Origin of the sequence: Stutzerimonas stutzeri, from assembly GCF_002909485.1 — a bacterium.
Taxonomy (GTDB): domain Bacteria; phylum Pseudomonadota; class Gammaproteobacteria; order Pseudomonadales; family Pseudomonadaceae; genus Stutzerimonas; species Stutzerimonas stutzeri_AH.
The window spans coordinates 326,354-339,916 of the sequence record NZ_PPXG01000005.1; the positions used below are offsets into that span (position 1 = coordinate 326,354).

Sequence of the window (13,563 nt, forward strand, 5' to 3'; positions counted from 1 at the left end):
TCTTTCAGGAGTGGTGTTTACCGTGCGTAAGTTGACTCAACTGTTTCTCGTCGTTGCCGCGCTGGTGGCGACCCCCGCTTTTGCCGAGATGAAGATCGCTGTCATGAATTACCAGATGGCGCTGCTTGAGTCAGACGCGGCCAAGCGCTATGCGGTCGATGCAGAGAAGAAGTTCGGCCCGCAGCTGAGCAAGCTCAAGACGCTGGAAAGCGATGCCAAGCGCATCCAGGATCGTCTGGTCAAGGACGGCGACAAGATGCAGCAAGCAGAGCGCGAGCGCCTGGAGCTTGAATTCAAACAGAAGGCGCGTGACTTCCAGTTCCAATCCAAGGAGCTGAATGAGTCGAAAGCGGTGGCTGATCGCGAAATGCTCAAGCAGCTTAAGCCGAAGCTGGATCAGGCGGTCGAAGAAGTCATCAAGAAGGGCAACTACGACTTGGTGTTCGAGCGCGGTGCCGTGGTGGATGTCAAACCTCAGTTCGATATCACCCGCCAGGTCATCGAGCGTATGAATCAGACGCGCTGATATGACGGTCGCAGTCTTTACGCTCGGCCAGTTGGCCGAGGAGCTAGGTGGCAGCCTGCGTGGTGATGCTACCCAGACTGTCAATGGGCTCGCCACGTTACAGGAAGCGGGCCCAACGCAGTTGAGCTTCCTGGCGAACGCCCAGTATCGCAAACACCTGGCGGCTACTCAGGCTGCTGCGGTGTTGCTGTCCCCTGGCGATGCCGAAGGCTATGACGGCTCGGTGATCATTGTCAGCGATCCCTACCTTGCGTATGCGCGCGCGTCGCACCTGTTTGAAACTCGTCCGGTAACCGCTAGTGGCATTCATCCAACGGCGGTGGTGGCCACTGACGCGACGATCCATCCCTCAGCCAGCATCGGCGCCTATGTGGTGATCGAGTCCGGCGCATGTATCGCAGCAGATGTGGTGGTCGGTGCACAATCGTTCATCGGTGCTCGCAGCCGGATCGGAGAAGGCGGGCGTCTGGCTCCACGTGTCACGTTGTATCACGACGTGGTGATCGGAAAACGGGTGGTCATTCAGTCGGGCGCCGTGATCGGTGGTGAGGGTTTCGGTTTCGCCAAGGAGCAAGGGGCCTGGCAGAAGATCGCCCAGATCGGTGGAGTACACATCGGTGACGATGTCGAGATCGGCTCCAATACCACCATCGACCGTGGCGCGCTATCCGATACGCTGATTGGCAACGGCGTGAAGCTGGACAACCAGATCATGATTGCGCACAACGTTCAGGTGGGCGACAACACGGCAATGGCCGGTTGCGCAGGTATCTCCGGGAGCACCAAGATCGGCCGCAATTGCATGATCGCCGGTGGCGTCGGCATGGTTGGGCACATCGAGGTTTGCGACAACGTATTCGTGACCGGCATGACCATGGTCACGCGCTCCATTACTGAACCTGGTAGCTATTCCTCCGGCACTGCGATGCAACACGCTGCCGATTGGAGAAAGAGCGCGGCGCGCATTCGTCAGCTGGACGATATGGCTCGTCGGCTGCAACAGCTGGAGAAAAGCCTGGCCGCCGTGACTCGGGTTCAGAATCCGGCTTCTGATGCCTGAGCTTACCGTCTGATCCGGTTTTTTTCGGGGTTACCGCCTGTCAGTGCTCGCGCACGCTTTCAGCGCAGGCTGTCCCATACTTTTTTACAGGCTCTTCCCTGACATGATGGATATCAACGAGATTCGCGAATATTTGCCTCACCGCTACCCGTTCCTGCTGGTGGATCGCGTAACGGAACTGGACGTCGAGGCTAAGCGCGTTCGTGCGTACAAGAACGTGACCATCAATGAGCCGTTCTTCAATGGGCACTTTCCACAGCATCCGATCATGCCGGGTGTGCTGATCATCGAGGCCATGGCGCAGGCTGCCGGCCTGCTCGGGTTCAAGATGATGGGTGTCAAGCCAGCCGATGGCACACTTTACTATTTCGTCGGCTCTGACAAGCTGCGCTTTCGTCAGCCAGTCGTTCCAGGCGATCAGTTGATCCTGGAGGCTTCGTTCATCAGCGCCAAGCGCGGCATCTGGAAGTTCGATTGCCGCGCAACCGTCGAAGGCAAACCGGTCTGCTCGGCCGAAATTATCTGCGCGGAACAGAAGATATGAGTTTGATCGACCCTCGCGCCATCATCGACCCTGCGGCCCGGCTGGCGGATGACGTCCAGGTGGGGCCCTGGTCGATCATTGGCCCGGATGTCGAGATCGGCGAGGGTACGGTGATTGCCTCGCACGTGGTCATCAAAGGGCCGACCCGCATAGGTCGGCACAATCGCATCTACCAGTTCTCCTCGATTGGCGAAGATACGCCGGACCTGAAGTACAAGGGCGAGCCTACCCGCCTGGTGATTGGTGACCACAACGTAATTCGTGAGGGTGTCACCATCCATCGCGGCACGGTCCAGGATCGCTCTGAAACAACCCTTGGTGATCACAATCTCATCATGGCTTATGCACACATCGGCCATGACAGCGTGATCGCCAATCATTGCATTCTGGTCAACAACACTGCATTGGCTGGTCATGTCCATGTTGGCGATTGGGCGATTCTCTCCGGTTACACGCTGGTACATCAGTTCTGCCATATCGGTGCTCATAGCTTTTCCGGTATGGGCACGGCGATTGGCAAGGATGTCCCTGCATTCGTGACTGTGTTCGGCAATCCTGCAGAAGCGCGCAGCATGAATTTCGAAGGCATGCGGCGGCGTGGTTTCAGCGCTGAGGCCGTGCATGCCCTGCGCAGTGCTTACAAGATCGTCTACCGCAAGGGGCTTACCGTAGAAGCCGCGCTCACCGAGTTGGCTGAAAGCGCTGCGACATTCCCAGAAGTCGCCATCTTCCGCGACTCCATCCAGGCTTCCACCCGTGGCATCACCCGCTGAAATGAACCGGCCGCTGAGGGTAGCCTTGGTCGCTGGTGAGTCATCCGGTGACATCCTCGGGGCAGGCCTGATGCAGGCGCTGAAGGCCCTGCATGCAGATGTCGAGTTCGTAGGTGTTGGCGGTCCGCGAATGCAGGCTGAGGGCCTGAAACCGTATTTCCCGCTTGAGCGTCTGGCAGTAATGGGGCTGGTCGAAGTGCTCGGCCGATTGCCCGAGCTGCTCGCACGACGCAGGCGTCTGGTGCAGACGCTGACCCAGCTTCGGCCCGATGTCTTCATCGGTATTGATGCGCCAGATTTCAATCTGGGACTAGAGCTGAAGCTGCGCCGCGCGGGCATCAAGACCGTGCATTACGTCAGTCCCTCGGTCTGGGCCTGGCGGCAGAAGCGAGTGCTGAAGATTCGTGAGGCCTGCGATCTGATGCTTACGCTGTTTCCGTTCGAAGCTAAATTCTACGATGAGCATCAGGTGCCGGTGCGGTTTGTCGGTCACCCCCTTGCTGACACCATTCCGCTGTGCGCTGATCGTGCTGCTGCAAGAGAGGTGCTCGGGCTACCGTCGGATGGACTGGTCGTCGCGCTGATGCCGGGCAGTCGGGGAGGGGAGGTTGCTCGACTCGGCGATCTGTTCCTTTCCGCCGCCGAGCGATTGCGCGCCATGCGCCCCGGAATTCGTTTCGTCATGCCCTGCGCCAGCCCAGAGCGTCGGCTGCAGCTTGAGCAGATGCTGGCCACGCGCGATCTGCCGCTGACGCTGCTTGATGGTCGTTCCCATGACGCACTGGCGGCCTGTAACGCCGTCCTGATCGCCTCCGGTACAGCGACGCTTGAGGCACTGCTGTTCAAGCGGCCGATGGTGGTGGCCTACAGCGTGGCGCCGATGACTTACCGCATTCTTCGGCGGTTGGTGAAGAGTCCTTATGTTGCGCTTCCCAATCTGCTGGCCCAGCGTCTGCTGGTTCCCGAACTGCTGCAGGATGCGGCGACTCCCGAAGCGCTTGCGCAGTCGTTGTCGCCGTTGCTGGATGATGGTGATGTGCAGACTGAGGGCTTCGACAGTATTCACCGTACCCTGCGCTGCGACGCTTCGAGTCAGGCGGCCGACGCGGTGCTGCGCTTGGTCGGGGTGCGCTGATGCAGTTCGGGCTCGATTTCAATTTGGTCGAAGAGCTGGTTGCTGGCGTCGATGAGGTGGGGCGCGGACCGCTGTGCGGTCCGGTGGTCACCGCCGCGGTGATCCTTGATCCCTCCCGGCCGATCAGGGGCCTCAATGATTCGAAGAAGCTGACCGAGGCTCGTCGTGAGGCTCTGTTCGACGAGATTCGCGAGAAGGCAGTCGCTTGGTGCATTGCGCGAGCAGAGGTTGAAGAGATCGACCGGCTGAATATTCTCCACGCGACGATGCTCGCCATGCAGCGTGCGGTTAATGGGTTGAGCGTTACTCCGCGGCTGGCCCTGATCGACGGAAATCGCTGTCCTCAGCTCAACGTACCCAGCGCACCGGTGATTCAGGGTGACGGTCAGGTGCCGGCAATCGCCGCTGCATCCATCCTGGCCAAGGTCAGTCGCGACCGCGAAATGCAAGCCCTGGATCTCTGTTATCCAGGTTATGGCCTCGCCGGGCACAAGGGCTATCCTACCCCTAGCCATCTGGAAGCCCTTCGCCGGCTCGGGCCGACGCCCATACATCGTCGCTCCTTTGCGCCCGTGCGGGCGATGCTCGAGCAGGCTGGCGTCGAAGCCGAGGTTCCGGTCAGCGTGTTGCTGGTCTAGCCTGCCCGGCAAGGAAGCCGAGCTCCTCATCAGGCCTGGCACGGTCAGGCCTGCGTTCTTATGGTTGATGCCGTTCGCCCGGTCCCCAGCCTGTCGGTGCTTTCCGGTACAATCGCGCGCTTGTCGTTCTGCCAGCTCAAGGTCTGTTCATGCCTGTTTCCTTCGTCCATCTACGTCTGCATACCGAGTACTCGCTGGTCGATGGGCTGGTTCGGGTCAAACCGCTGATCAAGACGGTTGCGGCAGCCGGGATGCCGGCGGTAGCGGTGACCGACATGAGCAACATGTGCTCGCTGGTGAAGTTTTACAAAGCTGCGCAGGGCGCGGGTATCAAGCCGATTTGTGGCGCCGATATCTGGATGGCAGGTTGCGACGAAGATGGCCCGCTCAGCCGTTTGACCCTGTTGGCGATGAATCCCAAGGGGTACCGCAATCTCACCGAGCTGGTTTCTCGAGGCTGGACCGAAGGCCAGCGCAACGATCTGGTGATCATCGAGCGCGACTGGGTCAAGCAGGCAGCAGAAGGCGTGATTGCGTTGTCCGGCGCCAAGGAAGGGGAAGTCGGCCAGGCGTTGCTCAATGGCGACGAAGCGTTGGCCGAATCCCGTCTGGCCGAATGGCGCGATGTGTTTGCCGATCGTTTTTACCTGGAAATTCAGCGTACCAGCCGGGTCAATGACGAAGAGCACCTGCACGCCGCCGTAGCCCTCGCCGCACGCAGCGGCACGCCGCTGGTCGCGACTAACGATGTGCGCTTCCTCAAGCAGGAGGATTACGAGGCTCACGAGACCCGCGTATGCATCGGCGAAGGCCGCGCCCTGGACGATCCGCGGCGGCTGCGAACCTATTCCGATCAGCAGTATCTGAAAACGCCAGAAGAGATGGCAGAGCTGTTTTCCGATCTGCCCGAAGCGCTGGAAAATACCGTCGAGATTGCCAAACGCTGCAATATCGAGGTTCAGCTAGGCACGTACTTCCTACCGGACTTCCCGGTGCCGGACGGCATGACCATGGATGAGTACTTCCGCAAGGTCTCGTTCGATGGCCTCGAGGAACGACTCGAAGTGCTGCTGCCACGTGACACGCCGGACTACGACGCGAAGAAGCAGGTCTACGTCGACCGGCTAAACTTCGAGCTCGACATCATCATTCAGATGGGCTTTCCTGGCTATTTCCTGATCGTCATGGACTTCATCCAGTGGGCGAAGAGCAACGGTGTGCCGGTTGGGCCGGGCCGGGGCTCGGGTGCCGGTTCGCTGGTAGCCTATGTGCAAAAGATCACCGACCTCGACCCGCTGGCCTATGACCTGCTGTTCGAGCGCTTCCTCAATCCCGAGCGGGTATCCATGCCCGACTTCGACGTCGACTTCTGCATGGACGGCCGTGATCGGGTCATCGACTACGTAGCCGAGAAGTACGGGCGTAATGCGGTCAGCCAGATCATCACCTTCGGTACCATGGCGGCCAAGGCTGTGGTGCGCGACGTGGCGCGTGTGCAGGGTAAGTCCTACGGCCTGGCCGACCGGCTGTCGAAGATGATTCCCTTCGAAGTCGGCATGACCCTGGAAAAAGCCTACGAGATGGAGGAGCCGCTGCGCGACTTCCTCGCCGTGGACGAGGATGCCCGGGAAATCTGGGAGATGGCGCTCAAGCTTGAAGGCATCACTCGTGGTACCGGCAAGCACGCCGGTGGTGTGGTGATCGCGCCGACCAAGCTGACCGACTTTGCGCCGATCGCCTGTGACGAGGAGGGCGGCGGTCTGGTGACCCAGTTCGACAAGGACGATGTCGAATCCGCCGGACTGGTGAAGTTCGACTTCCTTGGCCTGCGCACGCTGACGATCATCAAGTGGGCGCTGGAAACCATCAATCGCGAGCAGGCCAAGAAAGGCCTGGAGCCGATCAATATCGACTTCATCCCCCTGGATGACAAGCCGACCTACCAGCTGCTGCAGAAGGCCGAGACCACCGCGGTATTCCAGCTCGAATCCCGCGGCATGAAGGAGCTGATCAAGAAGCTCAAGCCCGACTGCCTCGAAGATCTCATCGCACTGGTGGCGCTGTTCCGCCCGGGCCCGCTCCAGTCGGGCATGGTGGACGACTTCATCAACCGCAAGCACGGGCGTGCGGAAGTCTCATATCCGCACCCGGACTACCAGTACGCCGGCCTCGAGCCAGTACTCAAGCCAACCTACGGCATCATCCTGTATCAGGAACAGGTGATGCAGATTGCACAGGTCATGGCCGGCTATACCCTTGGCGGTGCCGACATGCTGCGCCGTGCCATGGGTAAGAAAAAGCCCGAGGAAATGGCCAAGCAGCGCGGCGGCTTCATTGAGGGCTGCTCCAACAATGGCATCGACAAAGAACTCTCAGGCAACATCTTCGACCTGGTAGAGAAGTTCGCCGGTTACGGTTTCAACAAGTCTCACTCGGCGGCCTACGGTCTGGTTTCCTACCAGACGGCCTGGCTCAAGGCGCATTACCCGTCGCCATTCATGGCCGCGGTGCTGTCGGCGGACATGCATAACACTGACAAGGTGGTGATCCTCATCGAGGAATGCCGCAGCATGAAGCTGCGCATCGACCCACCAGATGTGAACGTTTCCGAGTTCAAGTTCACCGTCAACGATGACGGCCGTATCGTTTACGGACTGGGTGCAGTCAAAGGTGTTGGCGAGGGGCCGGTCGAAGCCATCGCCGAATGCCGCGCCGAAGGCGGGCCATTCAAGGACTTGTTCGATTTCTGCGCGCGGATCGACCTCAAGCGAATAAACAAGCGTACCCTCGAAGCGTTGATCCGCTCCGGTGCACTGGACCGGCTCGGCCCATACTTTTTCGAGGAGGCCAAAGCCTATCAGGCCAACATCGACCGCAATCGGGCGGTGTTGCTGGCAGCTATGGAGGAGGCGGTGCAGTCCGCCGAGCAGACTGCCCGCAGCCTCGACAGTGGTCACATGGATCTGTTCGGTGGCTTGTTTGCCGAACCCGAAGCGGATGTCTATGCCAACCACCGCAACGCACGTGATCTGTCGCTCAAGGAACGCCTCAAGGGCGAGAAGGATACGCTCGGGCTTTATCTGACCGGTCATCCGATCGACGAATACGAAGGTGAAGTGCGGCGTTTTGCCCGCCAGCGGATCATAGATCTGCGGCCCGCGCGTGGTGAGCAGACCATTGCCGGACTGATCGTCAACCTGCGAGTGATGAAGAACAAGAAAGGCGACAAGATGGGTTTCATCACGCTGGACGACCGCTCCGGCCGTATCGAAGCGTCGCTGTTCGCTGAAGCGTTCAATACCGCTCAAGCGTTGCTGCAGACCGATGCGCTGGTGGTGGTGGAAGGGGAGGTGAGTAACGATGACTTTTCCGGTGGTCTGCGCCTGCGTGCCAAACGGGTGATGAGTCTGGAAGAGGCGCGCACGGGTTTGGCCGAAAGCCTGCGGGTGAAGGTTGCTGGTGAGGCGCTCAAAGGCGAACGTATGCGCTGGCTGGCCGAGGTGTGTGGCCGCCATCGAGGAGCGTGCCCGATCACCCTGGAGTACACCGGTCGTGATGCGCGGGCCTTGCTGCAATTTGGTGAGGCTTGGCGGATCGATCCTGCCGACAACTTGATTCAGGCATTGCGTGACCAGTTCGGGCGCGACAACGTCTTTCTGCAATACCGATAGAGGGCCTAGCTCGGATAGCGGCAGATGCGCGCTTTCCGAGCTAGGCCCGAACGGCCCGGTGTCAACCGGGTCATGGTTCAGAACAATTTTTGTTCGACCTGAATGCGCCCGTCCCGTAAGGTAAGGCGCAAAAAACGGAACAGCCTCCCGGCCGCCTGGCCGTCGACGCATGACGGATGCCTATGAACCCGAATTTCCTGGATTTCGAACAGCCGATCGCCGACCTGCAAGCCAAGATCGAAGAACTGCGCCTGGTTGGTAACGATAACTCGCTGAATATCGGCGATGAGATTGCCCGCCTGCAGGACAAGAGCGAATCGCTCACCGAGAGCATTTTCGGCAATCTGACCAGCTGGCAGATCGCTCGCCTGGCCCGCCACCCGCAACGGCCCTATACCCTCGATTACATCAATCACCTGTTCACCGAGTTCGAAGAGCTGCACGGTGATCGGCACTTCACCGATGATGCGGCGATCGTTGGCGGCACTGCGCGTCTGGACGGTCAGCCGGTAATGATCATCGGCCACCAGAAGGGCCGCGATGTGCGTGAAAAGGTTCGCCGCAATTTCGGCATGCCGCGCCCTGAAGGTTACCGCAAGGCCTGCCGACTGATGGAGATGGCCGAGCGTTTCAAGATGCCGATCCTGACCTTTATCGATACACCCGGTGCCTACCCAGGTATCGACGCTGAGGAGCGTAACCAGAGCGAAGCCATCGCCTGGAACCTGCGCGTCATGGCGCGGCTGAAGACCCCGATTATCGCTACCGTGATCGGCGAGGGCGGTTCTGGCGGCGCGCTGGCCATCGGTGTCTGTGACCAGCTGAACATGCTGCAATACTCTACGTACGCGGTAATTTCTCCGGAAGGCTGTGCCTCGATTCTCTGGCGCACCGCCGAGAAAGCACCTGAAGCTGCGGAGGCCATGGGTGTTACAGCTGATCGCCTCAAGGACCTCGGTATTGTCGACAAGGTGATTCCGGAGCCGCTGGGTGGCGCGCACCGCAATCCGGCCGTCATGGCCGCCGCCATGCGTGAGCAGCTGAACAGCCAGTTGCATATGCTCAAGTCGCTGGATACCGATGCACTGCTCACCCGTCGCTATGAGCGTCTGATGAGCTACGGGATCGCCTGACCCTTCGCACCTGACGCACGCCCGATTCGGCTACGCTGAATCGGGCGTGTAGGCCGCGGGCTAATTGCCCCGTCCTCTCGCCGATGCTGCTGCCGAGCTTTATGCTTGCCGGCAACGCCAGCTATCGATAGCGCTCGCATGTCCCTCGATTCCTTCCTGCTTTCCGCGCTTGCGCCCTGGCGTAGCTCACCTACGTGGTGGGTGGCGTTTTCTGGTGGCCTTGATTCGACTGTCTTGTTGCATGTGCTCGCGCGGCTGGCCGAGCGGCATGAGCTACCTGCGATTCGTGCGTTGCACGTGCATCACGGTATGCAACTCGTTGCCGATAATTGGCCGACGCACTGTCAGGCGATCTGCGACGGTTTGGGTATTCCCTTGGAAGTAACTCGGGTGCAGGTTGTGCCGGGCGGCAGCGTGGAGCGCGCTGCGCGTGAGGCTCGCTATGGTGCATTCGCTGGCCAGTTGGGCAGAGGCGAGCTGTTGCTGACTGCCCAGCACCGCGACGATCAGGCAGAAACGGTCCTGTTTCGTCTGCTGCGCGGCGCTGGGGTGCGAGGGCTTGCGGCGATGCCGCGGGAACGATCATTGGGCCTTGGACGGCTGGTGCGGCCGTTGCTCGATGTTTCGCGCGCAGAGCTTGAGGAGTACGCCCGCGACAACGCCTTGGTCTGGGTAGAGGATCCAAGTAATCAAAACCATGGATATTCGCGAAATTTCCTACGCCGCGAGGTTATGCCGCTCCTGCAGCAGCGCTGGCCGCAGGCCACATCGAGCATGGCTCGTGCGGCGTCCCATATGGCCGAAGCGCAGCAGCTGCTGGACGAGTTGGCGCAACAGGATCTCATTGCTGCTAACGCCGCCAGCGGGTTCGAATGGCTGCGCTTGCCCTGTCTCGCTTTGCCGGCGTTGCGTGCACTGACGCCAGCTCGCCGCCGCAACGCTTTGCGTTATTGGCTAGCTGATCTGACGCTGGCTCCAGACGAGGATCATTGGGCTGGTCTGGTGTCTTTGCTGGACGCCAAACCTGATGCCACGCCTCGATGGCGCTTGGCGGGGGGCGAGCTGCAGCGCAGTGGAGATCGGGTCTGGTGGCTACCCGATGGCTGGCTGGCGCCCGTTGTCGAGTCTGTGGAATGGCTGGACCCGGATGTCAGCCTTGCTCTGCCCGGCAATGGCACGCTTCAACTGGCGGGGAGAGTTCCTGCCGGCAAACTCCAGGTCCGCTATCGGCAGGGCGGTGAGGTGCTCCGGGTGTCTGGCCGCGGCCGGCGTAATCTCAAACGCGTGTTGAACGAAGCTGGGGTCCCCCCGTTCGTGCGTGTGCGGCTTCCGTTGCTTTACTGCGGTGATGAACTGATCGCTGTGGCTGGCCTGCCACCACTAGGTGAGGAGTATCCTGCCCTGTATTGGTGCGCGCCGGACTTCTAAGTGGTTTGAGCTGATAACGCCTTTCCAGTAGACTACGCTCCCGTCTCAATACAGCTTCTGCGGTTTCTCCGAATCCGTGGCAGTTGCGCTATTGCCGCCTAGGGCGCAATGGCATCTTCGCTTTCCCCCGGCGGCGCTAGCCGCTTAACGCAGACTTCTAGGGTTTTTCATGACGCGCTACATCTTCGTCACGGGTGGTGTTGTTTCTTCATTGGGGAAAGGCATCGCCTCGGCTTCATTGGCGGCCATCCTGGAGGCGCGGGGCCTGAAGGTCACGATGCTCAAGCTGGACCCTTACATCAACGTCGATCCGGGCACCATGAGCCCGTTCCAGCATGGTGAGGTGTTCGTCACCCATGACGGCGCCGAGACCGATCTCGATCTGGGCCATTACGAGCGGTTCATCCGCACCCGCATGACCCAGAACAACAACTTCACCACCGGCCGCGTCTACGAAGACGTGCTGCGTCGTGAACGCCGTGGCGACTATTTGGGTGCGACTATCCAGGTGATCCCGCATATCACCGATGAGATCAAACGTCGCATCATCAAGGGTGCCGGCGACGCCGAAGTGGCTCTGGTGGAAGTCGGCGGCACCGTCGGTGACATCGAGTCGCAGCCGTTTCTGGAGGCGATTCGCCAGTTGCGTGTGGAAGTGGGCGCCAAGCGCGCCATGCTGATGCACCTGACGCTGGTGCCCTATATCGCCACTGCCGGCGAAACCAAGACCAAGCCCACACAGCATTCGGTGAAGGAGCTGCGCTCCATCGGCCTGCAGCCTGACGTACTGGTCTGCCGCTCGGATCGGGCAATCGACGTTTCCTCGCGCCGCAAGATCGCGCTGTTCACCAACGTCGAAGAGCGCGCAGTGATCAGCCTGCCGGACGCCGATACGATCTACAAAATTCCCGGCATCCTGCATGCGCAGGGCTTGGACGACTACGTTGTAGAGCGCTTCGGCCTTGAATGCGGTGGCGCCGATCTATCCGAGTGGGATCGGGTGGTCGATGCCAAGCTGCACCCAGAGAAAGAAGTCACTATCGCCATGGTCGGCAAGTACATGGAACTTCTGGACGCTTACAAATCTCTGATCGAGGCGATGAGCCACGCTGGCATCCAGAGCCGTACCAAAGTGAACTTGCGCTATATCGACTCCGAAGACATCGAGAATCAGGGCACCAGCCTGCTGGAAGGTGTCGACGCCATTCTCGTGCCGGGCGGCTTCGGTTTGCGCGGGGTCGAGGGCAAGATCGCGACAGTGCGTTATGCCCGTGAAAACAAGATTCCGTATCTGGGCATCTGTCTGGGTATGCAGGTCGCAGTGATCGAGTTCGCCCGCGATGTACTGGGCTGGTCCGACGCCAACTCCACCGAGTTCGACAAGGACAGTGGGCATCCGGTAGTTGGCCTGATCACCGAATGGGAAGACGCCAGCGGTGCCGTGGAAACTCGCAGCGATAACTCTGACCTAGGCGGCACCATGCGTCTTGGCGCTCAGGAATGCGGCCTTGAAGCCGGCTCCAAGGTGTTCGAGTGCTACGGCCAGGAACGTATTGTCGAGCGTCATCGCCACCGTTATGAAGTGAACAATAACCTGTTGCCGCAACTGCAGGCGGCAGGTCTGAAGGTTACCGGGCGTTCCGGCGACGGCGCGCTGGTGGAAGTGGTCGAGGCTCCGGATCATCCCTGGTTCGTTGCTTGTCAGTTCCACCCTGAATTTACTTCCACGCCGCGCGACGGTCATCCGCTGTTTAGCGGTTTCGTCAAGGCGGCGCTGGAGCACAAGGCGAAAAAGGCATGAGTCAGAAGACCATCCGCGTAGGCAACATCGAGATCGCTAACGACAGGCCGTTCGTGCTGTTCGGTGGCATCAACGTGCTGGAGTCCCGTGACCTGGCCATGCAGGCCTGTGAAGAGTATGTGCGGGTCACCGAAAAGCTCGGCATTCCGTATGTGTTCAAGGCCAGCTTTGACAAGGCCAACCGCTCCTCCGTGACCTCCTTCCGCGGTCCAGGCCTGGAGGAGGGCATGAAGATCTTCGAGGAAGTGAAGAAGACCTTTGGCGTGCCGGTCATCACCGATGTGCACGAGCCATGGCAAGCGCAGCCCGTCGCGGACGTCTGCGACATCATCCAGCTCCCGGCCTTCCTCTCCCGGCAGACCGATCTGGTTGTGGCAATGGCCAAGACCGGCGCAGTAATCAATATCAAGAAGGCCCAGTTCCTGGCACCTCAGGAAATGAAGCACATCCTGCGCAAGTGTGAGGAAGCCGGGAACGATCAGCTGATCCTCTGCGAGCGTGGCTCGTCCTTTGGCTACAACAATCTGGTCGTCGACATGCTTGGCTTCGACATCATGAAGCAGTTCGAGTATCCAGTGTTCTTCGACGTCACCCACGCCCTGCAGATGCCAGGAGGCCGGTCGGATTCAGCCGGTGGGCGTCGTGCCCAGGTCACCGATTTGGCCAAAGCTGGCCTTAGCCAAGGATTGGCTGGCTTGTTCCTCGAGGCGCATCCGGATCCGGACAACGCCAAGTGCGACGGCCCGTGCGCCCTGCGCCTGAACAAGCTCGAGCCTTTCCTTACCCAGCTCAAGCAGCTGGATGATCTCGTCAAGAATTTCCCGCCAATCGAAACTGCTTGAAGCCTTGCAGCT

11 protein-coding genes are annotated in these 13,563 nt (G+C 60.1%); all 11 read left to right on the forward strand.

The window, feature by feature from the left end:
• Positions 1 to 22 precede the first annotated feature (22 nt).
• The 11 genes from CXK91_RS14235 (at position 23) to kdsA (ending at position 13,551) form a co-directional block, all read left to right on the forward strand.
• Positions 23 to 526, forward strand: a complete 504-nt coding sequence (locus tag CXK91_RS14235; RefSeq protein ID WP_003285768.1) for an OmpH family outer membrane protein — start codon at positions 23 to 25, stop codon at positions 524 to 526.
• A 1-nt stretch (position 527) separates the two neighbouring features.
• A complete protein-coding gene (gene lpxD, locus CXK91_RS14240) occupies positions 528 to 1,586 on the forward strand; it encodes a UDP-3-O-(3-hydroxymyristoyl)glucosamine N-acyltransferase (RefSeq protein WP_103456772.1) in 1,059 nt (352 codons plus the stop codon).
• 103 nt (positions 1,587 to 1,689) lie between these two features.
• Positions 1,690 to 2,130: a 3-hydroxyacyl-ACP dehydratase FabZ gene (gene fabZ, locus CXK91_RS14245; RefSeq protein WP_103456773.1), complete on the forward strand. Its 441-nt coding sequence runs from the start codon at positions 1,690 to 1,692 to the stop codon at positions 2,128 to 2,130.
• Positions 2,127 to 2,903, forward strand: a complete 777-nt coding sequence (gene lpxA, locus CXK91_RS14250; RefSeq protein ID WP_103456774.1) for an acyl-ACP--UDP-N-acetylglucosamine O-acyltransferase — start codon at positions 2,127 to 2,129, stop codon at positions 2,901 to 2,903. Before fabZ ends, lpxA begins: the two co-directional genes overlap by 4 nt.
• Before the next feature lies 1 nt (position 2,904).
• Positions 2,905 to 4,038 (forward strand): lipid-A-disaccharide synthase, encoded by a 1,134-nt coding sequence (gene lpxB / locus CXK91_RS14255; RefSeq protein WP_103456775.1) that lies wholly within the window; start codon positions 2,905 to 2,907, stop codon positions 4,036 to 4,038.
• Complete coding sequence (rnhB, locus tag CXK91_RS14260; RefSeq protein WP_103456776.1) at positions 4,038 to 4,676, forward strand: ribonuclease HII; 639 nt, start codon at positions 4,038 to 4,040, stop codon at positions 4,674 to 4,676. The genes lpxB and rnhB overlap by 1 nt, the downstream gene beginning before the upstream one ends.
• Positions 4,677 to 4,825: 149 nt before the next feature.
• The gene (gene dnaE, locus CXK91_RS14265) at positions 4,826 to 8,347 is read left to right on the forward strand and encodes a DNA polymerase III subunit alpha (RefSeq protein WP_103456777.1); all 3,522 of its coding nucleotides are present in this window, start codon (positions 4,826 to 4,828) and stop codon (positions 8,345 to 8,347) included.
• A 182-nt stretch (positions 8,348 to 8,529) separates the two neighbouring features.
• A complete protein-coding gene (locus CXK91_RS14270; RefSeq protein ID WP_103456778.1) occupies positions 8,530 to 9,480 on the forward strand; it encodes an acetyl-CoA carboxylase carboxyltransferase subunit alpha in 951 nt (316 codons plus the stop codon).
• A gap of 138 nt (positions 9,481 to 9,618) precedes the next feature.
• Positions 9,619 to 10,908 carry a tRNA lysidine(34) synthetase TilS gene (gene tilS, locus CXK91_RS14275; protein ID WP_103456779.1) on the forward strand — a complete coding sequence of 430 codons (1,290 nt, stop codon included), beginning with the start codon at positions 9,619 to 9,621 and terminating at the stop codon, positions 10,906 to 10,908.
• Between the two features lie 169 nt (positions 10,909 to 11,077).
• A complete protein-coding gene (locus tag CXK91_RS14280) occupies positions 11,078 to 12,709 on the forward strand; it encodes a CTP synthase (RefSeq protein WP_103456780.1) in 1,632 nt (543 codons plus the stop codon).
• Positions 12,706 to 13,551: a 3-deoxy-8-phosphooctulonate synthase gene (gene kdsA, locus CXK91_RS14285; protein ID WP_103456781.1), complete on the forward strand. Its 846-nt coding sequence runs from the start codon at positions 12,706 to 12,708 to the stop codon at positions 13,549 to 13,551. The genes CXK91_RS14280 and kdsA overlap by 4 nt, the downstream gene beginning before the upstream one ends.
• The last annotated feature ends 12 nt before the right edge of the window (positions 13,552 to 13,563 follow it).

What these genes read in the sequence shown, in the direction of transcription:
- kdsA (WP_103456781.1), top strand. Translation starts at nt 12,706, where the DNA reads ATGAGTCAGAAGACCATCCGCGTAGGCAACATCGAGATCGCTAACGAC.
- lpxD (WP_103456772.1), top strand. Translation starts at nt 528, where the DNA reads ATGACGGTCGCAGTCTTTACGCTCGGCCAGTTGGCCGAGGAGCTAGGT.
- lpxB (WP_103456775.1), top strand. Translation starts at nt 2,905, where the DNA reads ATGAACCGGCCGCTGAGGGTAGCCTTGGTCGCTGGTGAGTCATCCGGT.
- lpxA (WP_103456774.1), top strand. Translation starts at nt 2,127, where the DNA reads ATGAGTTTGATCGACCCTCGCGCCATCATCGACCCTGCGGCCCGGCTG.
- dnaE (WP_103456777.1), top strand. Translation starts at nt 4,826, where the DNA reads ATGCCTGTTTCCTTCGTCCATCTACGTCTGCATACCGAGTACTCGCTG.
- tilS (WP_103456779.1), top strand. Translation starts at nt 9,619, where the DNA reads ATGTCCCTCGATTCCTTCCTGCTTTCCGCGCTTGCGCCCTGGCGTAGC.
- CXK91_RS14270 (WP_103456778.1), top strand. Translation starts at nt 8,530, where the DNA reads ATGAACCCGAATTTCCTGGATTTCGAACAGCCGATCGCCGACCTGCAA.
- fabZ (WP_103456773.1), top strand. Translation starts at nt 1,690, where the DNA reads ATGATGGATATCAACGAGATTCGCGAATATTTGCCTCACCGCTACCCG.
- rnhB (WP_103456776.1), top strand. Translation starts at nt 4,038, where the DNA reads ATGCAGTTCGGGCTCGATTTCAATTTGGTCGAAGAGCTGGTTGCTGGC.
- CXK91_RS14280 (WP_103456780.1), top strand. Translation starts at nt 11,078, where the DNA reads ATGACGCGCTACATCTTCGTCACGGGTGGTGTTGTTTCTTCATTGGGG.